Below are 23,391 nucleotides of genomic sequence, written 5' to 3' on the forward strand. Positions count from 1 at the left end.
GGCTAGTCCCTGTGTCCGTGTTGAAGGGCGGTGGTCTCGGGCCCGCTGGCCGGCTGCTGGGCGATCAGTCGCGCGGTCTGGGGGGAGAAGGTGAGCTCGACGAGGGTACCGCCGGCCTGGCGGTTGCGCACCGCGAACTCGCCGCCCAGGGTATCGGCACGGTCGCGCATGATCACCAGCCCGTAGTGCATGGGTGGCGAGCCGTCTTCCGGCAGCCCGATGCCGTCGTCCTCGACCATGACATGCAGCCGGGCGTGCTGGAAGCGCACCGTGACCGCCGCCCAGTGGGCGCGGGCATGCTTGTGGATGTTGGCCAGCGCCTCGCGGACTACCTGCAGCACATGGATCTCCTCGTTGGGATTGAGCAGGTGCGGGGGCACGTCGAAGAACAGCTCCACCGGGAAGGCGAGCCGCTCGGCGAACTCCTCGGTGGTCTGGCGCATGGCCCTCTGCAGGCCGGGGCCCTCGAGCTTGAGGCGGAAGGTGGTCAGCAGCTCGCGCAGCTGACGATAGGCGCTGTCGAGCCCGGTACGCAGCTCGCCGAATACCGCCGTCTGCGCCTCGCGGGGCATCTCCTTGGCCTGCATGCGCTCGAGCCTGGCGACCTGCATCTTGAGGTAGGAGAGCGACTGGGCCAGGGAGTCGTGGAGCTCCCGGGCGATGATGGTGCGCTCGTTCATCAGCGTCACCTGCTGCTCCTCCTCGATGCGCCGCTGCAGGTAGACCGCCGTGGCCAGCTGGTCGGTGAGGGCGTTGAGCAGCCGGCGGGTGCTGTCGGTGAGCTCGTGGCCCTCGGGATACCAGACCTCCAGGGTGCCGAGCAGGGTCGCACCGACGCTCACCGGCAGCAGCAGGCACTCCGCCTTGCCGGTCTCGGAGAGCTCCAGGGGCTCCGGGTCGAGCAGGCAGGCGTGGCAGTCGTGGTCGCGACAGTAGGTCGGGCGGCTGCGCGAGTGGGTGGCCAGGATCGGCACCTCGCGGTCGTCGAAGGGGTCGTGCAGCGAGAGCCGGATCGGGCCGATCTCGAGCAGCTCCTCGATGCGGCGCAGCATCGGGGCGGCGCTGGCGCAGAGGTCGTTGCCGCCGCCATAGAGGGCCCGGCTGCCATCGTGGAGCACCTGCATGACCCGGTTGCTGCGCTCGAGCTCCTGCTTCTTGCGTGAGACGCGCGCCTCCAGATCGGCGTAGCTGGTGGCAAGCTCCCCGGACATGGTATCCAGGGTCCGGCCCAGCAGGGCCAGCTCGTCGCTGCCCTTGAGCCGGGTGCGATAGTGGAAGTTGCGGCGGCTGGCCTCCCGGGCGAGTACCACCAGCTGGTGAAGCGGCGCCACCAGGTTGTGGCGGATATCGTAGAGGGCGATCGCCACCACCACGGCCGTCAGCACCAGGAAGAGGATCTGCAGCACGCTGAGCAGGTGAATCTTGGCCTCGCTGTTCTGCTCGAGCTGGGTGACCAACCGGTCGATGTCCCCCACCAGGCCGTCCAGCGTCTGGCGCAGCGCGTCGACCTCCAGGCCACCGCCGGCAATGGCGCGGGTCACCTGGGGTGCCAGCGCCTCGTCCCAGCGCGACGCCAGCAGCCGGTACTGCTCCCGCAGGGGATGATCCTCGGCCTCGGGCAGGGCCTCGGTCAGCTGTGGGCTCGCCAGCCGTTCGCGGAAGCGCTCGCCCAACGCCTGTACCCGTTCGCGCTGCGCCGCCTCGGGCTGTTGCTCGTAGCGTTGCAGGGCCGCGACGATCTGGTAGGTGTTCATGCGCAGCGAGCCGGCCACGTTGATGGCGGCGGCATCGCCGCGGCTGCCGTTGGCCACCACCATGGTCACCACGATGCTGATCAGTGCCAGGGCGCTGATCGCCAGCAGCGAGGCGATGATGCGGGCCACCAGGGAGCGTTGCAGCAGTTTCATCGGCGGGAGGGCCCTCCGCATGCGGCGCTAGAGTAGGATTCAGGGTGCCACTATACCCTAGTGGGTAGTCGTTGCTCCCTCAAAGGTGTACCTCCCTTGCCCTTTTGACCCGCTCCCCGGGGCTACCGAGAATTCAGCCATTATCCCTCGAGCCCCGGTCCCATGTCCCGCGACCCCGATACCCTCCCGAAGGAGTCTCGCGATGCGCCGTTCGATGGCGAATCGGCGCCTCCGGGCTACCGTTCGCTGGTGGTGGTCGTGCTCTCGCCGCTGGCCTTCGCCCTGGTCTTCGCCTGCTGGACCCTGTTCGCCGTGCTCGGCGTGGAGCTTCGCCAGGACCTGGCCCTGGGCAGCGTCGGCTTTGCGGTGCTGCTGGCCATGCCGATGCTCGCCGGTGCCCTGGCCAGCCTGCCCATGGCGCTGCTGGCCAGGCGGCATGGCGGGCGTCGGGTCATGCTCGGTTGCCTGCTGCTGATCTGTCCCTTCCTGTGGTGGATCAGTCAGGCACATCACTACCTGGAGTTCCTGCTGGCCGGCCTGGGGCTGGGGCTGGGGGCCGGCGCGCTGGCCGCCGGCCTGGTCTATGTGGCGGAACTGGGGCCGGTGCGCCATGCCGGCCTGGCGCTGGGCCTCTACGGGGCCGGCATGGTGGGGGCGGGGCTGAGCTACCTGCTGCTGCCGCTGGTCAGCCAGGCCTATGGCTGGCGCATGGCACCGCTGCTCTACCTGCTGCCGGTGCTGCTGGTGGCGGCCCTGCTGTGGCTGTTCGCCGATGACGGCGACGCGCCCGCGTCCGTGGGTGAGGCGGAGGATGACGAGGCGCCGCCTGCTCGAGCGTCACCGAGGAGGCGAGCCGTGCGCCTGGTCTCCCGCCTTGCCGACTGGCAGCTGTGGCGGTTGGCGATCACCTACAGCTTCTTCTTCGGCGCCTTCGTGGCCCTGGCGCTGTGGCTGCCCGGTCACCTGACGGCCCGGTATGGCCTCTCGCTGCAGGCGGCGGCGCTCTGGGCGCTGCCCTTCACGCTCGCCGTCGGGGCGGGTCAGGTGATCGGCGGCGCCCTGGCCGATCTGCGCGACTTCCGCAGCCTGCGCTGGTGGGTCAGCGCCTTCGTGCTGGTCTGTCTCTTCCTGCTCTCCTACCCCCCCTTCTCGATGCGTATCGAGGGCATTCATGGCGAATTGATGCTGCACTACGCGGCCCCGCTATGGGTCTTCCTGGGGCTGCTGGTGGCCATGGGCGTCGCCATGGGGATGGGGCAGGGCAGCCTGATGCGGCTGATCCATCGCGATCACGGCGGCGACATGGCGCTGGTGGGCGGCCTGGCGCTGACCCTCGGTGGGCTCTTCGCCGCCCTGCTGCCACCGGTCTTCGTGGTGGGCGGCGAGTGGCTGGGAGTGCATACCGCGGGCTTCATGTTCCTCTATGCCGCCCTGGTGGCGTGCATGCTGGTGATGGTGGCCGACCATGCGAGAGGAGCCTGTCGGACTTAACGCTGATCTACTGCGAGATCCGGTCTTTCGGCCAATTTCATTCGATCTGATTCGTTAAATAGCGGGCTATTCGCCTCATCAGATCGATGAACTTGTCTCGAAATCCGAATCTCTCGTCACGATCGGTCAAATCCGACAGGCTCCTGGGCTCCCGCCGTGCGTGCTGATATCGCTGGCCTAACCCTTCCTTTTCCGGCGTCTATCCCCTTGGAGGTAGGGGGCATGTATATGGAGGTAACCGGGCAGTATTCCGCCTTCCAATCCCCCAGAATCCCCCCCATGGAAGCTGCCTGAGCCCTGCGAGGGAGCGGCAGTCCGAGTGGCCCGGGGTGGCCACGCATCTTTTCAGGAGCCTGGAGAGCGACCATGAGTCACTTCATCGATCGGCTGAACTTCTTCCGCAAGGCCCGCGAGCCCTTCGCCAACGAGCACGGCGAGGTCCGCCAGGAGTCCCGCGAGTGGGAGAACGGCTACCGGCAGCGCTGGCAGCACGACAAGGTGGTGCGGTCCACCCACGGGGTGAACTGCACCGGTTCGTGCAGCTGGAAGATCTACGTCAAGAACGGCCTGGTCACCTGGGAGACCCAGCAGACCGACTACCCGCGCACCCGGCCCGATCTGCCCAACCACGAGCCGCGGGGCTGCCCGCGTGGCGCCAGCTACTCCTGGTACATGTACAGCGCCAACCGCCTCAAGCACCCGCTGATCAGAAAGCCGCTGCTCAAGCTGTGGCGCGAGGCGCTCGAGGCGAAGCGCGACCCGGTGGATGCCTGGGCCTCCATCGTCGAGGACCCGGCCCGGACCAAGCAGTACAAGCGCGCCCGGGGCATGGGCGGCTTCGTGCGCGCCGACTGGAACGAGCTCAACGAGCTGATCGCCGCCTCCAACGTCTACACCGCCAAGCAGTTCGGCCCGGACCGCATCATCGGCTTCTCGCCGATCCCCGCCATGTCCATGGTCAGCTACGCCGCAGGCAGCCGCTACCTGTCGCTGATCGGCGGCGTCTGCATGAGCTTCTATGACTGGTACTGCGACCTGCCGCCGGCCTCGCCGATGACCTGGGGCGAGCAGACCGACGTGCCCGAGTCCGCCGACTGGTACAACTCCGGCTACATCATCGCCTGGGGTTCCAACGTCCCGCAGACCCGTACCCCGGATGCCCACTTCTTCACCGAGGTGCGCTACAAGGGCACCAAGACCGTCTCCATCACCCCGGACTACGCCGAGGTCTCCAAGCTCACCGACGAGTGGCTCTCCGCCAAGCAGGGCACCGATGCCGCCCTGGCCATGGCCATGGGGCACGTCATCCTCAAGGAGTTCCACCTCGACAAGCCCAGCGCCTACTTCACCGACTACGTGCGCCGCTACAGCGACATGCCCTTCCTGGTCGAGCTCGAGGTCCGCGAGGACGGCAGCTACGCGCCGGGCCGCCAGATGCGCGCCAGCGACTTCGAGGCGAGCCTGGGCCAGGGCAACAACCCGGAGTGGAAGACCGTCGCCTGGGACGAGACCCGCGACCAGCTGGTGGTGCCGCGCGGTTCCATCGGCTTCCGCTGGGGCGAGACCGGCGACGAGGTGGGCAAGTGGAACCTCGAGCCGCTGGATGCCGAAGGCACCGAGATCAAGCCGCTGCTGACCCTGGCCGAGCAGCATGACGAGGTGGCCAAGGTCGCTTTCCCCTACTTCGGCGGTATCGCCCACGAGCACTTCGACCACGTCAAGAGCGGCGGCGCCAGCGACGAGCTGCTGTTCCACAGCCTGCCTGCCAAGCGCCTGAAGAAGGCCGACGGCAGCGACGTGCTGGCGGTGACCGTGTTCGACCTGATGTGCGCCAACTACGGCATCGACCGCGGCTTCGGCGAGGACGACGGCGCGACTGCCTATGACCAGGTCAAGCCCTACACCCCGGCCTGGCAGGAGAAGATCACCGGCGTGCCCGCCGAGCAGGCCACCCGCATCGCCCGCGAGTTCGCCGACAACGCCGACAAGACCCAGGGGCGCAGCATGATCATCGTCGGTGCCGGCATGAACCACTGGTACCACATGGACATGAACTACCGCGGCCTGATCAACATGCTGGTCATGTGCGGCTGCGTTGGGCAGAGCGGCGGCGGCTGGTCCCACTACGTGGGCCAGGAGAAGCTGCGCCCGCAGACCGGCTGGACCCCCCTGGCCTTCGGCCTCGACTGGCAGCGCCCGCCGCGCCACATGAACTCCACCTCCTTCTTCTACAACCACTCCTCCCAGTGGCGTTACGAGAAGCTGGAGATCAAGGAGATCCTCTCGCCGCTGGCCAGGGCCGAGGACTATCCCGGCAGCCTGATCGACTTCAACGTGCGCTCCGAGCGCATGGGCTGGCTGCCCTCCGCGCCGCAGCTCGGCACCAATCCGCTGCGCCTGGCCGAGGCCGCCAAGGCTGCCGGCCTGTCGACCGCCGACTACGCCGTGGACCAGCTCAAGAGCGGCAAGCTCGCCTTCGCCGCGGAGGATCCGGACAACCCCCAGAACTTCCCGCGCAACATGTTCATCTGGCGCTCCAACCTGCTGGGCAGCTCCGGCAAGGGCCACGAGTACATGCTCAAGTACCTGCTGGGCACCCGCCACGGCATCCAGGGCAAGGACCTGGGCGAGTTCGGCGGCCAGAAGCCCGAGGAGGTCAAGTGGCATGACGAGGCGCCCGAGGGCAAGCTCGACCTGCTGGTTACCCTGGACTTCCGCATGTCCACCACCTGCCTCTACTCGGACATCGTGCTGCCCACGGCGACCTGGTACGAGAAGGACGACCTCAACACCTCCGACATGCACCCCTTCATCCACCCGCTGACTGCGGCGACGGACCCGGCCTGGGAGTCGCGCAGCGACTGGGACATCTACAAGGGCATCGCCAAGGCCTTCTCGAAGGTCTGCGTGGGGCACCTGGGCGAGGAGACCGACCTGGTCACCCTGCCGCACCAGCACGACTCCCCCGCCGAGCTGGCCCAGGTCGAGGTCAAGGACTGGAAGAAGGGCGAGTGCGAGCCGATCCCCGGCAAGACCATGCCGGCGCTGATCGAGGTCAAGCGCAACTACCCCGAGACCTATGAGCGCTTCACCTCCATCGGCCCGCTGCTCGAGAGCATCGGCAACGGCGGCAAGGGCATCGCCTGGAACACCGAGAAGGAGGTGGACCTGCTCGGCAAGCTCAACCACCGCAAGCTCGACGGGCCGCACAAGGGGCGCCCGCAGATCGACAGCGCCGTGGACGCCGCCGAGATGATCCTGACCCTGGCGCCGGAGACCAACGGCCAGGTGGCGGTAAAGGCCTGGGGCGCGCTCTCCAAGATCACCGGGCGAGACCATACCCACCTGGCGCATCCCAAGGAGGAGGAGAAGATCCGCTTCCGCGACATCGTCGCCCAGCCGCGCAAGATCATCTCCAGCCCGACCTGGTCCGGCCTCGAGGACGAGCACGTCTCCTACAACGCCGGCTACACCAACGTCCACGAGCTGATCCCGTGGCGCACCGTCAGCGGCCGCCAGCAGTTCTACCAGGACCACCCCTGGATGCGCGCCTTCGGCGAGAGCCTGCTGGTCTACCGTCCGCCCATCGACACCAAGGCGGCGGTCAGCCTGGCCGAGACCAAGAGCAACGGCAACCCGGAGATCGCCCTGAACTGGATCACCCCGCACCAGAAGTGGGGCATCCACTCCACCTACAGCGACAACCTGCTGATGCAGACCCTGTCACGGGGCGGCCCCATCGTCTGGATGTCAGAGGACGATGCGAAATCCATCGGCGTCGAGGACAACGACTGGATCGAGCTGTACAACGCCAACGGCGCCATCGCGGCCCGCGCGGTGGTCAGCCAGCGGGTCAAGAACGGCATGGCGATGATGTATCACGCCCAGGAGCGGATCCTGAACATGCCGGGCTCCGAGATCACCGGTACCAGGGGCGGTATCCACAACTCGGTGACGCGCGTGTGTCCCAAGCCGACCCACATGATCGGCGGCTACGCCCAGCTGTCCTACAGCTTCAACTACTACGGCACCGTCGGCTCCAACCGCGACGAGTTCGTCATCGTGCGCAAGATGAAGAAGATCGACTGGCTGGATGGCGAAGGCAATGACTACGAGCAGGAGGCCGTGAAATGAAGATTCGTTCCCAGGTAGGCATGGTCCTCAACCTCGACAAGTGCATCGGCTGCCACACCTGCTCGGTGACCTGCAAGAACGTCTGGACCAGCCGCGAGGGCGTGGAGTACGCCTGGTTCAACAACGTCGAGACCAAGCCCGGCATCGGCTATCCCAAGGAGTGGGAGAACCAGCACAAGTGGAAGGGCGGCTGGCTGCGCCGCAAGGATGGCCGCATCGAGCCGCGCATCGGCGGCAAGTGGCGGGTGCTGGCGAACATCTTCGCCAACCCCGACTTGCCGGAGATCGACGACTACTACGAGCCGTTCACCTTCGACTACCAGCACCTGCACACCGCCAAGCAGGGCGAGCACCAGCCCACCGCGCGGCCGCGTTCACTGATCTCCGGCGAACGCATGAACAAGATCGAATGGGGCCCGAACTGGGAGGAGATCCTCGGCACCGAGTTCGCCAAGCGCCGCAAGGACGCGAACTTCGAGAAGATCCAGGCCGACATCTACGGCCAGTTCGAGAACACCTTCATGATGTACCTGCCGCGCCTGTGCGAGCACTGCCTCAATCCGACCTGCGTGGCATCGTGCCCGAGTGGCGCGATCTACAAGCGCGAGGAGGACGGCATCGTCCTGATCGACCAGGACAAGTGCCGCGGCTGGCGGATGTGCATCTCCGGCTGCCCCTACAAGAAGATCTACTACAACTGGAAGACCGGTAAGTCCGAGAAGTGCATCTTCTGCTATCCGCGCATCGAGGCCGGCCAGCCGACCGTCTGCTCCGAGACCTGCGTGGGCCGGATCCGCTACCTCGGCGTGCTGCTCTACGATGCCGACCGCATCGAGGAGGTCGCCAGCTCGCCGGACGAGCGTGACCTCTACCATCGCCAGTGCGAGATCTTCCTGGACCCCAACGACCCGGAAGTCATCGCCCAGGCGAAGAAGGACGGCATCACCGACAACGTGATCGCCGCCGCCCAGGCCTCGCCGGTCTACAAGCTGGCCATGGACTGGGGCCTGGCGCTGCCGCTGCACCCGGAGTATCGCACCCTGCCGATGGTCTGGTACGTGCCGCCGCTGTCACCGATCCAGTCCGCCGCCGAGGCCGGCAACGTCGAGTTCGACGGCGTGATGCCGAAGATCGAGTCGCTGCGCATCCCGGTCAAGTACCTGGCCAACATGCTCACCGCCGGCGAGGAGGAGCCCGTGGTACTTGCGCTCAAGCGCCTGATGGCCATGCGCCTATACATGCGCGGCAAGCACGTCGAGGGCAAGGCCGAGACCGAGGTACTGGAGAGCGTGGGCCTCACCGAGGCCCAGGTGGAGTCCATGTACCGGTATCTGGCCATCGCCAACTACGAGGATCGCTTCGTGATCCCCACCAGCCACCGCGAGATGGCCACCGAGGCCTTCCCGGAGCGTGGCGGCTGCGGCTTCACCTTCGGTGACGGCTGCCACGGTGACAGCAGTCAGAGCCTGTTCGGGGGCCGCAAGACCACCACCACCCTGGTCCAGCCGGCCGAGACCTTCGACCCTGCTGCACAGGACAAGACCCGGAGCGAGGAGGTGCGTCATGGCTGAGGCTGCAATGCAATACCCCGTGGCGGAACCGGACATGCTGAGCCTGCGCGTGCTGGCCCGGCTGCTCGACTACCCCTCCGCGGAGCTCCAGGCCGCCGCGCCGGAGATGATCGAGCTCCTCGACGCCGAGCGCCGCTGGGAGGCGGCGCTGCGCACCCGCCTGATGGACTGGTGCCAGCGCCTGCTGGATGCCGACCTGATGGAGCTGCAGGCCGAGTACGTGGCGCTGTTCGACAAGGGGCGCAGCACTTCGCTGCTGCTCTTCGAACACGTCCACGGCGAGTCCCGCGATCGTGGCCAGGCCATGGTCGACCTGATGGCCGAGTACAGCGCCGCGGGCTTCGAGCTCGATGCCCGCGAGCTGCCCGACTACCTGCCGCTGTTCCTGGAGTACCTCTCGACCCGCCCGGAGGCCGAGATCGGCCGCTGGCTGGGCGAGATCCGCCATATCCTGGCGCTGCTCGCCGCCCGACTGGACGAGCGCGACGCCGACCATGCCCTGGTGCCGCTGGCGCTGCTGGCACTGATCGGCGCCGAGGGGGACGTCGATGCCCACCGCGAGACGGTGAAGGACGAGGCGCCCGATGACACCCCGGAGGCGCTGGACGAGGTCTGGGAGGAAGAGGCCGTGCGCTTCAGTGCCGCCTCCGACGAGGACTGCGCCCTGCAGTCCGCCGAGGGTCGCCGACTCGCCGAGCGCAAGCAGGCCGTGCCCAGCGACCCCGTCAGGATCATGCCCAGCAGCGGTTCGACCGACCGCGCCATGACCGATCGCTAAAGGAGAACCGTCATGTTTGGCGAATACCTGCAACACCTGATCTATGGCTACTACCCGTATCTGGCCGGCACGGTGTTCCTGGTCGGCAGCCTGCTGCGCTTCGACCATGGCCAGTACACCTGGAAGACCGGTTCGAGCCAGATGCTCTCGTCGAAGAACATGCGCCTGGCCAGCAACCTCTTCCATATCGGCATCATCGTGATCTTCTTCGGGCACCTGTTCGGCATGCTGACGCCGCACTGGGTCTATGCGCCCTTCCTGCATGCCGGCACCAAGCAGCTGCTGGCGATCGTGGTGGGTGGCATCGCCGGCATCCTCTGCGTGGTGGGGGGCGCCATGCTGCTCTACCGTCGCCTGACCAACCCGCGCGTGAAGGCCTCGTCGAGCATCATGGATACCGTCATCCTCGGGCTGATCGTCTTCCAGGCGGCGCTGGGGATGATCACCGTGATCTTCTCCCTGGGCCACCTGGACGGCGAGATGATGCTGACGCTCTCCAGCTGGGCGCAGTCCATCGTCTTCTTCAGCGGCGGTGCGGCCGACTACATGGCCGAGGTCTCCTGGATCTACAAGCTCCATATCTTCGTCGGCCTGACCATCATCCTGCTGTTCCCGTTCTCGCGCCTGGTGCATGTGTGGAGCGTGCCCTTCGGCTACGTGACGCGCCGCTACCAGCTGGTTCGCAAGCGGGGCTGAGGAGTTATCACCATGCAGAAGATCGATATCGAGATGATCCCGGGGGGCGCGAGCCCCCCTCCCGTCCGGGTCGGCGAGGCCACCATCGAGGAGGCAGCCATCGCCGAGGAGATGCAGTTCCACCCGGCAGACAGCGCCGGCACCGCCCAGCTCAAGGCGGCCCGCGCCCTGGTGGTACGCGAGTTGCTGCGCCAACGGGCGGCGGCCCTGGGAATGGCCGAGGCCGCCGGCGAGGCGGTCGACGAGGCGGATGCCGCCATCGCCGAGCTGCTGGAGCGGGAGCTGGACGTGCCCGAGCCCGCCGAGGAGGACTGCCGCCGCTTCCACGCCGCCCATCCCGAGCGCTTCAGCGAACCCACCCGCCTGCGGGTGCGCCACGTGCTGCTGGCCGCGGCGCCGGACGACGCCCCGGCCCGCGACGCCGGCTATCGCCTGGGCGAGAAGCTGGTCCGCGAGCTGCAGGCAGTACCCGAGCGCTTCACCGAGTTCGCCCAGCGCCACTCCGCCTGCCCCTCGAAGGAGGAGGGCGGCGACCTGGGCTGGCTGGCCCCCGGCCAGACCGTGGCCGAGCTGGACCGCGCCCTGCAGCACCTGCCCGAGGGGCTCCATGACCGACCGCTGGCCTCGCGCTACGGCTGGCATGTCGTCAGCATCGAGGCGCGCGTCGAGGGGCGCGAGCTGCCCTATGAGCAGGTGGCCGAGCATGTCCGCCACAGCCTGCGCGAGCAGGCCACCCGCCGGGCCCTGCGCCACTACCTGCTGGCGCTGGAGGCCGAGATTGGCGTCGAGGGCATTAGCCTCGACGATGACAGCGCCAGTGCCCTGATGCAGTAGCCAAATGAGTGGGGGCCGGCCTGGCCCCCTCGACGTTTCCGACTCTCCTTTCCATGACGCCGCTCGCGCCGCGGGCGGCGAGGAGGCCCCCCATGGCTCATGTTCATGCCGATACTCCCTTCGCCCCGCTCGGCCTCGCCGTGCTGACCGTCTCCGACACCCGCGGTTTCGATGACGACGGCAGTGGCGACCTGCTCGGCGAACGACTCACCGAGGCCGGCCATGCGCTGGTGGAGCGACGCATCGTGCCCGACGACGTCTACCGGATCCGCGCGGTGGTCTCGGCCTGGGTGGTGCGCCAGGACATCCAGGTGATCCTGGTCAACGGCGGCACCGGCTTCACACCTCGAGACACCACCCCCGAGGCGCTCGCGCCGCTGTTCGACAAGGCGGTCGATGGCTACAGTGAACTGTTCCGCCAGCTCTCCCTGGAGACTATCGGCACCTCCACCATCCAGTCCCGGGCGGTGGCCGGGCTGATCGATCGTACCCTGGTGTTCGCCATGCCCGGCTCGCCCAAGGCGTGCGCCACTGCCTGGGATGGCATCCTGGCCGCCCAGCTCGACGCCCGCACGAGGCCCTGCAACTTCGTCGCCATGGTGCTGCCGGAGGCGAGGCACTGTGCGTCCCGGCAGGCGAGCGCCGACGAGGACATGGCGGAAGGGGCCGGGGCATGAACTGCGGCTGCGCGGAGGTCGTCACGCCCGGCCTGCTGGACCTCTTCGACGCCCGCGCCCTGATGCTGGCGTCCGGTGTGGCGGTGGCCGGCTGCGAGCGGGTCGCCCTGGCCGATGCCGCCGGTCGGGTGCTGGCCGAGGATGCACGGGCCGGCCTCGACCTGCCCGGGGTCGACAACAGCGCCATGGACGGCTATGCCCTGCGTCGCGGCGAGCTCGCCGCCGATCCTTCCGGCCTGCCGGTGACGCTGCGCGTGCCGGCCGGTGCCGGCGTGATGCACCTGCCCGAGGGGGGCTGCGCCCGCATCTTCACTGGCGCCCCGGTGCCGCTGGGCGCGAACGCCGTGGTGCCCCAGGAGAGGGTGAGCCTGGACGCCGCGGGGCGGGTGCACGTCGAGGGTGAGCTGGCCGCGGGCGCCAACATCCGTCGCCGCGGCGAGGAGAGTCGCGCCGGTGACGTGGTGCTGGTCGCGGGGACGCGGCTGAATGCCGCGGCCATCGCGCTGATGGCCAGCCAGGGCATCGATGCCGTGACGGTGCGCCGGCGGGTCCGTGTGGCCCTGGTCAGTACCGGTGACGAGCTGATCGAGCCCGGCCAGGCCTGGGTGCCCGGCCAGGTCTACAACAGCAATGGGGCCATGCTGCGTGCCTTGCTCGCCCAGCAGGGCTGCGAGGTCCTCGACCTGGGCGTGGTTGCCGACACCGCCGCTGACCTGGGTCAATGTCTTGCCCGGGCGCGCGAACAGGCCGATCTGGTAGTGTGTACGGGCGGGGTCTCGGTGGGGGAGGAGGACCATGTCCGTCCGGTGCTGGAGCGCCTGGGCGGCATCACCTTCCACGGCGTGGCGATCAAGCCCGGCAAGCCGTTCGCCCTCGGCTGGCTCGGTCCCTCGCTAAGCGACGGCACCCCGCTGATCGGCCTGCCCGGCAACCCGGTGGCCTCGCTGGTGGGCTGGCAGTGGCTGGCGCTGCCCTTCGTGCAGGGGCGCCAGGGGCGCACCCCGCCGCCGCTGCAGCGCTTCCCGGTCACCGCCGGCTTCTCCCGGCGGGCTCCAAGAGGCCGGCGCGAGCTGTTGAGGGTGGTGCTGGACTGGACCGGTGGTGCCCCCGTGGCACGCCTGGCCGGCGGGCAGGGCTCGCATATGCTCGGGGCCGCCAGCCAGGCCCATGGCTACCTGATCATCGATGCCGATACCCACGTGGAGGAAGGCCATGTCTACGGATACTGCCCCGGTACCCAGTTCCTCGACTGAGCTGCTGTTCCGGCCCCGACAGCTGCGCGAACTGGTGCGTGGGGTGCCCTGGCTGGGCGACCTCGACGAGGACCAGCTCGAGGCCCTGCTGGAGGACACCGAGGTGCGCACCCTCAAGACCCGCGAGTGGCTGTTCCGCCAGGATGCGCCGGCCAAGTGGCTCTACGTGGTGATCAGCGGGGCGGTGCGCCTGGTACGCAGCGCCGGCGATGGTCGGCTGGCGACCATCCGCTGCGTGGAGCGCGGCGGCACCCTCGGCGAGCTGAGCATGGTGGCCAGCGCCGGGGTCTATCTCTACTCCGCCGAGGCCCTGCGCCGCACCCATGTGCTGGCCATTCCCGCGGCGCGCTGTCGTGAGCTCATGGACCGCCACCCCGCCTGCCGGGCCGAGTTCATGAGTCGCCTGGCCCTGGAGCTCACCGAGCGCCTCGAGGACATGGCGCTGCTGACCCAGGCCGACGCCATGGCGCGCCTGGTCAGCTATATCCTGCGTCAGCTGCCGACGGGCCGCGCCAGGGGCCCCCGGGTGGTACGGCTGACCATTCCCAAGCGCTGGCTGGCTGCCCAGCTGGCCATGACGCCGGAGACCCTGTCGCGCCTGCTGGCCAGGCTGCGCGAGGAGGGGGTCATCAACATCGACCGCCAGCGCCTGGTGGTGCTCGACGAACAGAAGCTGCGTGACCTCATGCTGAGCGACGACTGAGCGTCGTGCCGCAATCCCTGGGAGGCCCCATGTCCCGACCCCGCAACACCCCCCGTCCCCTGGTCTACTCCTGCTCGGGCTGCTCCGACGTGGCCCAGCTCGCCAACCAGGTCGCCCTGCGCCTGGACCATGGCGGCGAGGCGGAGATGTCCTGTATCGCCGGGGTGGGCGGCGGCGTGCCCGGCCTGGTGCGCACCGCCCGCTCCGGCCGGCCCATCGTGGCCATCGACGGCTGCCAGATGCACTGCGCCCACCACTGCCTGGCCAATGCCGGCGTGACGCCCACCGAGCACGTCAGGCTCTATGAGCAGGGCCTGAAGAAGCGCAAGGGACGCCTCTACGACGAGAAGACCGTGGCGAGCGTGACCGCCGGGGTGAGCGCGCTGATCGCGCGGCTGCCGATGGACCCCGCCGCTCCTGGCGAGCCAGCCTGAGCCTTTCCGCGCCGGCGGCCTCCCCTCGTGACCCTTGAGATGTCGATGCTGCTGGAGAGCCTGTCGCCGCTGTCGGGTCGATCAACCTGTTGCTGGTGCTGCTGTCGGTGCTCACCTCGGCCTTCACCGACGCGGTGGGTGTCGGGGGCGGGGTGCTCATGATCATGGCGCTGGCCCAGGTGATGCCGGCGGCGGCGCTGATCCCGGTCCATGGCTTAGGAGGACCATAACCATATTATTCATGCCGTATATGCTTGTAGTTGGCGAGGTTCAGGTAAATCTAGGCCTAGGAACTATAGGTACGTGTATGGTGCGGAATGATCGGATCGCCTGCTACTACAGGCAGGATCAAACACACGTCAAGCATGGACTGAGTCTCCCTTTCCTCTACAGCTGTGGCGAATCATGCCATGAATGCTTTAACAACTGGAATCCGTGAGCCATGGGAAAATGGCAAACTGGTCGGTTAGAAAGTACCAGTTCGACTTGAAGTCATTTTATCCATACGTGTTCGGATACAACTTGCCGGGAAGACGCATGATCTATTGCTATTTAATCTAGCAATAGATAGCAGGCTGCGGGCCTGTGATCTGGCCGATCTGTATTTTCGTGATATAGCTAGTGGTGGGGGGCTATCGCCAAGAGCCATTGTCATATGGCAGAAGACACAGCGGCCAGTGCAATTTAAGATCGTCGATATTTCAGGGGTGTATGGAGCTTCCCCAATGTTCGAGGAGCATGTCGATAAACAGCTGGGCTGTGCTGGATATACTGTGCGAATTACTTCTCACCAGGCCGATAGTGCGCTGAATGCAAGGCTCGGGTAGTTCCCGTGAGCAGAGAGTGTCATGGTCAGGGCCAGGCATTGTCATCTTGGGAAGAATTGCCACTCCAAGACCAGACTCAACAAGACCAAGCGAAGTGGAAAGGTGCTGCACTTCGTAGAAGCTATTCAGCCGAATACCCTCTGCCGAGAGGGTGTTGTCCAACAGCATCCGGTTGCCACTGTCTCGACTCACGGTGATCAACCTGACCTGTTCGAGGTCTGACCATACGATTCGGCCTTTATCCGCCAAAGGATGGTCGGAACGTAGCGCCAGGACAAAGGGGTCTCGCAATAGTGGTGTAAAGGAGACTTCCGGACTCTGTGCACTGAACATATTGATGCCGAAGTCGGCCTCGCCGCTGATCACCTTTTCCAAACCTTCCTTGGCGCTCACATCGAGGATCCTGATGCGGATCCCCGGCCATGCCTCGCTGAACCCGCGGATCACGCTAGGCAGGAAATAGAAGGCCGCAGTGGGGATACAGGCAATGGTGACCGTGCCCTTCTGGTGCGTGGCCAATTCACGGATCCCCAGGATCGACGATTCGTACTCCTCGATCATGCGTCTCGCTCTGGGAAGGAAGTCCGTGCCAATGGGGGTCAGCCGGGTACGCCGAGTGGTTCGTTCCAGCAGCTCGATCTCTAGGAGTTCCTCGAGCTTCTGAATGCGGCGAGAAAGCGCTGGCTGAGAGAGGTGCAGACGTTGCGCAGCCTCATGGAAGGAGCCCAGCTCTGCGACCTGAATAAAGGCTTGCAGATCAAGAAATTCTAGCCGATGTTGCATATCCTCACTCTTGCATGGAGTAGTGGAGATTAATAATCATAGCACATTAATGCGATTATCACATTGATCAGCACCTTTATTTGCATTTGAAGCATTAAACACCCCCTGACATGCTCATATCACAACTTTGAAACGCGATATGGCATGACGATGATGAACAGCATTCCCTGCATGATCATGCGCGGCGGCACCTCCCGAGGCCCCGTTCTGCGCATGAGAGACCTTCCCGACAGCCAGGAAGCGCAAGCCGAGATCCTGCTAAATCTCATGGGATCGGGCCATGCTCTCCAGATCGATGGCATCGGGGGAGGGGATCCGCTGACTAGCAAAGTAGCCATCGTGGAGCACTCCTCCCATCCCGAGGCGGATGTCGACTACCTGTTTGCCCAGGTCGATGTGCTCAACCGGCGCGTCGACTTCAATCCGAACTGCGGCAACATGCTTTCCGCTGTGGGGCCTTATGCACTTGAGACGGGGCTGGTGGAGCCTCAGGAAGGGACCACCGTCGTGCGCGTTCGCAATCTCAATACCCAGCGCCTGATCGAATGTCGCGTGCCGACGCCAGGGCGCCAAGTTTCCTACGAGGGTGATACGTCCATCAGCGGCGTGCCAGGGCATGCCGCCGGCATTCAGCTCAGCTTCCTCGATATCGTCGGGACCAAGACCGGCGTGCTCTTGCCGACCGGGAAAGCCACCGACACGATCGATGGCATCGAGGTCACCTGCCTCGATGCCGCCACCCCCATCATGATGGTCAACGCGGCCGATCTGGGTCTGAGCGGCCGGGAATCCCCCTCTGAGTTGGACGATCATCCCGCCATGCTTAAGCGGCTGGAGCTGATTCGTCGCCAGGCCGGGCGTCGAATGGGGCTGGGGGACGTCAGTCAGAGTGTCTTGCCCAAGCCCGTGTTGGTGTCAGCACCGGCTAGCGATACCGCTACGCTGTGTACCCGCTACTTCGTGCCTCACCGCTGTCATAAGGCTATTGCCGTTACGGGCGCTATCGCAGTCGCCACGGCCGTCAGTGTCTCTGGAACAGTGGCAAACCGAATCGCGCTTGAGGCAGGAAAATTGGAGGCCGATGGTCAGCTGTCGCAGATAAGGCTGGAACACCCCTCTGGATTCATCGACCTGGATGTCGAGCACCGCAACGGGAATCCCTGCGATATTGCCCGTGTTTCCCTCATCCGCACCGCCAGGAAGATTATGAGTGGGACCATCTTCTACTCACTTCCTTCTGCTCCCAGTCAGGATTTGCTGGCATCATAAGGCAGCTGAATTTTTCATATCTGCTGGGATTCCCATCATCAACTATGACAACGCTAACAAGCTAGGAGTAATGCCATGATGATCAAGATGACTGCAACTTCTTCCTTTTCGCTCGGACGGCTCAATAAAGCCGTGTTGCTTGGGATTGCGATCTCCGGACTGAGCCTGACGACTTCTGCGCAGGCTCAAGACGCCGAGGTGCCCGGTAACATCAAATGGACCATCCCATTTGGTGTCGGCGGTGGTACGGATGTCTGGGCTCGTTTCTTCTCTCCCTGGCTCAGCGAGTCTCTGCCGGGAGAGCCGACCATCATGATCGATAACGTGCCGGGTGGCGGCTCCATCAATGGTGCAAATCTGTTCGCCGTGCGTGCCAAGTCGGATGGTAGCGACTGGTTAGGAACCTCGGCCTCGACCCAGTATCCGGCCATGCTCGACGATCCTCGCGTCCGCTACGACTACAGCGATTGGACGCCCATCCTGGCCACGCCGACCGGTGGAGTGGTCTATGCCCAACCCAGCCTCGGGGAGACAGCCGAGACTGCGCTGGACGCCCTGCTGCAACAGCCGGTCAAACTGGCAGCTCAGAACCCCACTGGCCTTGAGTTACCGGTCTTGATCGCCCTGGACATGCTGGGTGCCGACGTGCAGGCCGTCTTCGGCATGCGTAGTCGGGGTGAGGGTCGCCTGGCATTCGAGCGTGGTGAAGCCGATATCGACTTCCAGACCACTTCCGCTTATCTAAGCAACGTTGAGCCGCTGGTGGAAGCTGGCAAGGCGGTGCCTCTCTTCTCGCTTGGGGCGCTGAACGAAGAAGGAAAGATTGTCCGCGACCCGGCTTTCCCTGAGCTGCCTACCTTCAATGAGGTCTATCAGGCTCGGCATGGCGAGGCACCGTCGGGTAATGCTTACGAGGCGTTCCGCAAGTTCTTTGCCTCCGGCTATTCCCTGCAGAAGCTGATTATGGTCCCCAAGGACACCCCGCAAGCCCTGATCGATACCTATCGTCAGACAGTCCGGGACTTCGTGGGCACCGAAGACTTTAAGGAGGCGGCAGCCGCCCAACTGGGGCCGTACACGCCGGTTGTAGGCGATGCTGCCCAGCGCCACCTTGATGATGCCATGTCCATCGATGACGCCACCCGCGACTGGCTGGCCGATTGGCTGCAGTCGGAGCACGGCGCCAAGATCTAACGCGCAGAGGGATGTGCCGGCCTCTTGGGGGCCGGCAGCCCCGGCTCCTCCTGATCACACAATATAAGAGCCAGACGCCATGCTCGATATTTTTCTCTCCAGTCTGGGACAGCTTTTTACCTTGTCCCATCTGCTTTTCATGGTGCTGGGCGTGCTAGTCGGCCTCGTTGTCGGCATCATTCCCGGCCTCGGGGGCATCGCAGGGATGTCGCTGCTGCTGCCCTTCCTCTATGGCATGGAACCGACCGTCGCCCTTGGCATGCTGATGGGCCTGGTTGCCGTGATTCCCACCGGCGATACCTTTGCCTCGGTGCTGTTGGGTATACCCGGCTCCAGCGCTTCCCAGGCGACCGTCATCGATGGCTTCTCGCTGGCCAAGCGCGGCCAGGCGGCACGCGCGCTATCCAGCGCTTTCCTGTCCTCGATGATCGGGGGCCTCATCGGTGCCATTGTGCTGACCGGCTTCATCCTGATCGCCCGTCCGCTGGTGCTGTCGTTCTCTTCTTCTGAGCTATTCATGCTCACCCTGCTCGGCCTGTCGATGGTGGCTGTGCTCTCCGGGCGCGACCTCTTCAAGGGACTGGCTGCCTGTGGCCTGGGCCTGTTGGTAGGTGCCATCGGCATGGCGCCGGCCACCGGCGAGTTCCGCATGAATTTCGGACTCGACTATCTCTACGATGGACTGCCGTTGGTAGTGGTGGGTCTAGGGATCTTCGCACTCCCGGAGATTATCGATCTTCTGGTCAAGCGAGGGGCCATCGCCGAAGAGCCTTGCAGGCTGGGTGAAGGCTGGCGTAAAGGCATCAGCGATGTCCGTGAACAACGTGGCCTCGTCGCGCGCTGTGCTGCCATCGGAAGCCTGATTGGCACCATCCCTGGACTGGCCGGCTCGGTGGTCGACTGGCTCACTTATGGCCACGCGGTGCAAAGTGCCAAGGACAAGTCCGAATTTGGCAAGGGGGATATCCGCGGGGTGATCGCCCCTGAATCCGCCAACAATGCCTGCGCCTGTGGCGCCATGGTCCCGACCCTGTTGTTCGGCGTGCCCGGCTCGGGCACGGCCGCGGTGTTCCTGGGTGGCTTGTTATTGCTTGGGCTGCAGCCCGGTGTTGGCATGATCGAGACTCACCTCGACCTGACCTACACCATTATCTGGTCGCTGGCCCTAGCCAATATCCTGGGGGCCGCGCTCTGTTTGGTGCTGGCTCGTCCGGTGGCCGGCCTGACCCGGGTCCCCTTCGCCACGCTGGCACCTTTGATCACGGTGCTGATCATGTTCGCCGCCTTCCAGGCCACGCGTTCCACGGGTGACCTGCTCGCCCTAGGGGCAGTCGGCGTCTTAGGCGTCCTGTTCAAGCAGGCGAATTGGTCGCGCCCTGCCTTCCTGATCGGTTTTGTTCTGGCTCCGGGAGCGGAGGGGTACTTCTATCAGGCGGTGCAGTTCCAGGGTACGGACGCCTTCATGCGCCCCGGCGTGATGATCATCGGTGCTCTGATCCTCGGCGCCATGTTCATTCCCATGATTACTTCCGCGTGGCGCAAGCGCCGGGAAGCCGTCTCCGTGGGCGCGGCAGCCACCCAAAAGGCCGACCCCCCTACCCTGGGCGTCATCGATGTGGTGCTCTTCGCCGCACTGCTGGGTACCGCGGTCGTCGCCTGGGCGGATGTCGCCGGCCTGACCTTGATTGGTGGCATCATGCCGCGGCTGGCCATCGCGATCTTGGCCCTTTCCTGTTTGGCTGAGATTGTCCGCTGCGTGATTCGCCGGCCCCGTCGGGAGCATCAGACTATCGGTCTGCAAGGCCTCTGGCTGGTGGGCTTCTTTACCTTGGTAGGTGCCATGTTGCTACTGGGCTTTATCACTGTGGCGACGCTGTTCTGCTTCGTTTTCCTGCTGACCATTGCGCGACTCAAGCCTTGGGTGGCAGCTGTCATGGCGCTTGGGGTCACAGCTTTTCTGGTTGGCATGGCCGAGTTCCTGACCTTGACCTATCCGAGCGGATTGATCGATCCCTGGCTGTTCGGTTGAAGCAGTCCTGTCATGAACGTCCACCGCGGGCCGAGGACTATTAGCGACATCGGCCCGCGCAACGAAAGGAGACAACATGAGCAACGAGTCCACACCGGATACCCTGCAGACGCTGGACGCCGGCGGCACGACCTACCACTACCACAGCCTGGCGAAGGCCGCCGACGCACTGGGCAACATCGACCGCCTGCCCAAGACCCTGAAGATCCTGCTGGAGAACCAGCTGCGCTTCGCCGATGACGAGAGCGTCTCCCGCGAGGACATGCAGGCGCTGGTCGACTGGCAGCAACAGGGACACTCCGACCGCGAGATCGGCTATCGCCCGGCGCGGGTGCTGATGCAGGACTTCACCGGCGTGCCCGGGGTCGTCGACCTGGCCTCCATGCGCGCCGCGGTGGAATCCCTCGGCGAGGATCCGGCCCGCATCAACCCGCTGTCGCCGGTGGACCTGGTCATCGACCACTCGGTGATGGTCGACAAGTTCGGCAACCCCACGGCGTTCAAGGACAACGTGGCCATCGAGATGGAACGCAACCACGAGCGCTACGAGTTCCTGCGCTGGGGCCAGCAGGCCTTCGACAACTTCCGCGTGGTGCCGCCCGGCACCGGCATCTGCCACCAGGTCAACCTCGAGTACCTGGGCAGGACCGTCTGGACGAAAGAGCAGGACGGCAGGACGCTGGCCTACCCGGATACCCTGGTGGGCACCGACTCCCACACCACCATGATCAACGGCCTGGGCGTGCTCGGCTGGGGCGTGGGCGGCATCGAGGCCGAAGCCGCCATGCTGGGCCAGCCGGTCTCCATGCTGATTCCCGAGGTAGTGGGCTTCAAGCTCACCGGCAAGCTGCGCGAGGGCATCACCGCCACCGACCTGGTGCTGACGGTGACCCAGATGCTGCGCAATCACGGCGTGGTGGGCAAGTTCGTCGAGTTCTATGGCGATGGCCTCAAGGACCTGCCGCTGGCCGACCGCGCCACCATCGCCAACATGGCCCCGGAGTACGGCGCCACCTGCGGCTTCTTCCCGGTGGACGACGAGACGCTGACCTACATGCGCCTCACCGGCCGCGAGGACGCCCAGCTGGCACTGGTGGAGGCCTACAGCAAGGCCCAGGGGCTGTGGCGCGAGCCCGGCGACGAGCCGGTCTTCAGCGACACCCTGGCGCTGGACATGACCGAGGTCGAGGCCAGCCTGGCGGGCCCCAAGCGGCCCCAGGACCGGGTGGCGCTCAAGGACATGAAGTCGGTCTTCGCCAAGGTCATGGAGGACGACGGCAAGCCGCTCTCCACCACCGAGAAGGGCAAGCTGATGTCCGAGGGCGGCCAGACTGCCGTGGGCGTCGAGGAGAGCTACGAACACCATGACAGCAAGGACGTGGACCTCGACGGCGAGGCCTTCCGGCTGAATCCGGGGGCCGTGGTGATCGCCGCCATCACCTCCTGCACCAACACCTCCAACCCCAGCGTGATGATGGCCGCCGGCCTGCTGGCCCGGAAGGCCCGCGAGAAGGGCCTGCACACCAAGCCCTGGGTGAAGACCTCCCTGGCACCGGGGTCCAAGGTGGTCACCGACTACCTGGTCGCCGGCGGTGTGCAGGATGACCTGAATGCCCTGGGCTTCAACCTGGTGGGCTATGGCTGCACCACCTGCATCGGCAACTCCGGCCCCCTGGCGGGCCCCATCGAGGAGGCCATCGAGGAGGGCGACCTGACCGTGGCCTCGGTGCTCTCCGGCAACCGCAACTTCGAGGGCCGGGTGCACCCGCTGGTCAAGACCAACTGGCTGGCCTCGCCGCCGCTGGTGGTGGCCTATGCCCTGGCCGGCAACGTCCAGCTCGACCTGACCCGTGATCCCCTGGGCATCGACCATCACGGCAAGCCGGTTTATCTCAGGGACCTCTGGCCCAGCCAGGCGGAGATCGCCGAGGCCGTGGAGCAGGTCAACACCGCCATGTTCCGCAAGCAGTATGCCGAGGTGTTCGACGGCGACGAGGTCTGGCAGGCCATCGAGGTGCCGCAGAGCAAGGTCTACCAGTGGTCAAAGGACTCCACCTACATCCAGCATCCCCCCTTCTTCGAGGGCATGGGACGCACGCCTCCCGCCATCGAGGACGTCAAGGACGCCCGGGTACTCGCCATGCTGGGCGATTCCGTGACCACCGACCATATCTCGCCGGCCGGCGCCATCAAGCCCGACAGCCCCGCCGGGCGCTACCTTCAGGAGCGGGGCGTGAAGCCGGTGGACTTCAACTCCTACGGGTCGCGTCGCGGCAACCACGAGGTGATGATGCGCGGCACCTTCGCCAACGTGCGCATCAGGAACGAGATGCTCGATGGCGTGGTCGGCGGCGAGACCCGCCATGTGCCCTCCGGTGAGCAGATGGCGATCTACGACGCCGCCATGACGTACCAGCAGGAGGGGACGCCGCTGGTGGTGATCGCCGGCAAGGAGTACGGCACGGGCTCCTCCCGCGACTGGGCCGCCAAGGGCACCCGCCTGCTCGGCGTGCGAGCGGTACTGGCCGAGTCCTATGAGCGCATCCACCGCTCCAACCTGATCGGCATGGGCGTGGTCCCGCTGCAGTTCCCGGAAGGCGAGAGCCGCAAGACGCTGTGCCTGACCGGCGACGAGACGGTCTCCATCGAGGGGCTCGGTGAGCTCACCCCGGGCGGCAAGGTCAAGGTGACCATCGCCTCCGACAAGGGCGAGAAGACGCTCGAGGCGCTGTGCCGCATCGATACCGCCAACGAGCTGGAGTACTACCGCCACGGCGGCATCCTCCACTACGTGCTGCGCAAGATGATCGG

General features: G+C 65.8%; 17 protein-coding genes. 15 read left to right on the plus strand and 2 right to left on the minus strand.

The window, feature by feature from the left end:
• Positions 1-2 precede the first annotated feature (2 nt).
• Positions 3-1,907, minus strand: a complete 1,905-nt coding sequence (locus tag QLQ86_RS16010) for a type IV pili methyl-accepting chemotaxis transducer N-terminal domain-containing protein (protein WP_282817619.1) — start codon at positions 1,905-1,907, stop codon at positions 3-5.
• A gap of 162 nt (positions 1,908-2,069) precedes the next feature.
• On the opposite strand from QLQ86_RS16010, the gene QLQ86_RS16015 reads away from it, so the two are divergent.
• The 11 genes from QLQ86_RS16015 (at position 2,070) to QLQ86_RS16065 (ending at position 14,708) form a co-directional block, all read left to right on the plus strand.
• Positions 2,070-3,398, plus strand: coding sequence for an MFS transporter (locus QLQ86_RS16015; protein ID WP_282817620.1), 1,329 nt, complete (start codon positions 2,070-2,072; stop codon positions 3,396-3,398).
• 366 nt (positions 3,399-3,764) lie between these two features.
• On the plus strand, positions 3,765-7,532 hold the full coding sequence (locus QLQ86_RS16020) for a nitrate reductase subunit alpha (protein ID WP_282817621.1): 3,768 nt from the start codon (positions 3,765-3,767) through the stop codon (positions 7,530-7,532).
• Positions 7,529-9,103, plus strand: a complete 1,575-nt coding sequence (gene narH, locus QLQ86_RS16025) for a nitrate reductase subunit beta (RefSeq protein WP_282735129.1) — start codon at positions 7,529-7,531, stop codon at positions 9,101-9,103. Before QLQ86_RS16020 ends, narH begins: the two co-directional genes overlap by 4 nt.
• On the plus strand, positions 9,096-9,881 hold the full coding sequence (gene narJ, locus QLQ86_RS16030) for a nitrate reductase molybdenum cofactor assembly chaperone (protein WP_282735128.1): 786 nt from the start codon (positions 9,096-9,098) through the stop codon (positions 9,879-9,881). The genes narH and narJ overlap by 8 nt, the downstream gene beginning before the upstream one ends.
• 12 nt (positions 9,882-9,893) lie before the next feature.
• Positions 9,894-10,577: a respiratory nitrate reductase subunit gamma gene (narI, locus tag QLQ86_RS16035; protein ID WP_282735127.1), complete on the plus strand. Its 684-nt coding sequence runs from the start codon at positions 9,894-9,896 to the stop codon at positions 10,575-10,577.
• Between the two features lie 12 nt (positions 10,578-10,589).
• Complete coding sequence (locus QLQ86_RS16040; protein ID WP_282817622.1) at positions 10,590-11,411, plus strand: peptidylprolyl isomerase; 822 nt, start codon at positions 10,590-10,592, stop codon at positions 11,409-11,411.
• Between the two features lie 92 nt (positions 11,412-11,503).
• Positions 11,504-12,088: a molybdenum cofactor biosynthesis protein B gene (gene moaB, locus QLQ86_RS16045; protein WP_282817623.1), complete on the plus strand. Its 585-nt coding sequence runs from the start codon at positions 11,504-11,506 to the stop codon at positions 12,086-12,088.
• Complete coding sequence (locus tag QLQ86_RS16050) at positions 12,085-13,341, plus strand: molybdopterin molybdotransferase MoeA (protein ID WP_282817624.1); 1,257 nt, start codon at positions 12,085-12,087, stop codon at positions 13,339-13,341. The genes moaB and QLQ86_RS16050 overlap by 4 nt, the downstream gene beginning before the upstream one ends.
• Positions 13,301-14,044: a Crp/Fnr family transcriptional regulator gene (locus QLQ86_RS16055; RefSeq protein ID WP_282817625.1), complete on the plus strand. Its 744-nt coding sequence runs from the start codon at positions 13,301-13,303 to the stop codon at positions 14,042-14,044. Before QLQ86_RS16050 ends, QLQ86_RS16055 begins: the two co-directional genes overlap by 41 nt.
• Before the next feature lie 29 nt (positions 14,045-14,073).
• The gene (locus QLQ86_RS16060; RefSeq protein ID WP_282817626.1) at positions 14,074-14,478 is read left to right on the plus strand and encodes a putative zinc-binding protein; all 405 of its coding nucleotides are present in this window, start codon (positions 14,074-14,076) and stop codon (positions 14,476-14,478) included.
• Positions 14,479-14,567: 89 nt separating this feature from the next.
• Positions 14,568-14,708: a hypothetical protein gene (locus QLQ86_RS16065; RefSeq protein ID WP_282817627.1), complete on the plus strand. Its 141-nt coding sequence runs from the start codon at positions 14,568-14,570 to the stop codon at positions 14,706-14,708.
• Positions 14,709-15,179: 471 nt separating this feature from the next.
• On the opposite strand, the gene QLQ86_RS16070 is transcribed toward QLQ86_RS16065, so the two are convergent.
• Positions 15,180-16,088 (minus strand): LysR family transcriptional regulator, encoded by a 909-nt coding sequence (locus QLQ86_RS16070; RefSeq protein ID WP_282817628.1) that lies wholly within the window; start codon positions 16,086-16,088, stop codon positions 15,180-15,182.
• A gap of 144 nt (positions 16,089-16,232) precedes the next feature.
• On the opposite strand from QLQ86_RS16070, the gene QLQ86_RS16075 reads away from it, so the two are divergent.
• The 4 genes from QLQ86_RS16075 to acnA form a co-directional block, all read left to right on the plus strand.
• The gene (locus QLQ86_RS16075) at positions 16,233-17,357 is read left to right on the plus strand and encodes a 4-oxalomesaconate tautomerase (RefSeq protein ID WP_282817629.1); all 1,125 of its coding nucleotides are present in this window, start codon (positions 16,233-16,235) and stop codon (positions 17,355-17,357) included.
• 75 nt (positions 17,358-17,432) lie between these two features.
• On the plus strand, positions 17,433-18,551 hold the full coding sequence (locus QLQ86_RS16080) for a Bug family tripartite tricarboxylate transporter substrate binding protein (protein ID WP_282817630.1): 1,119 nt from the start codon (positions 17,433-17,435) through the stop codon (positions 18,549-18,551).
• 79 nt (positions 18,552-18,630) lie between these two features.
• Positions 18,631-20,580: a tripartite tricarboxylate transporter permease gene (locus tag QLQ86_RS16085; RefSeq protein ID WP_282817631.1), complete on the plus strand. Its 1,950-nt coding sequence runs from the start codon at positions 18,631-18,633 to the stop codon at positions 20,578-20,580.
• 76 nt (positions 20,581-20,656) lie between these two features.
• A partial coding sequence (acnA, locus tag QLQ86_RS16090; RefSeq protein ID WP_282815805.1) for an aconitate hydratase AcnA occupies positions 20,657-23,391 on the plus strand: 2,735 nt, incomplete at its 3' end.

Source organism: Halomonas rhizosphaerae, from assembly GCF_030012485.1.
In the GTDB taxonomy this organism is placed as follows: domain Bacteria; phylum Pseudomonadota; class Gammaproteobacteria; order Pseudomonadales; family Halomonadaceae; genus Halomonas; species Halomonas rhizosphaerae.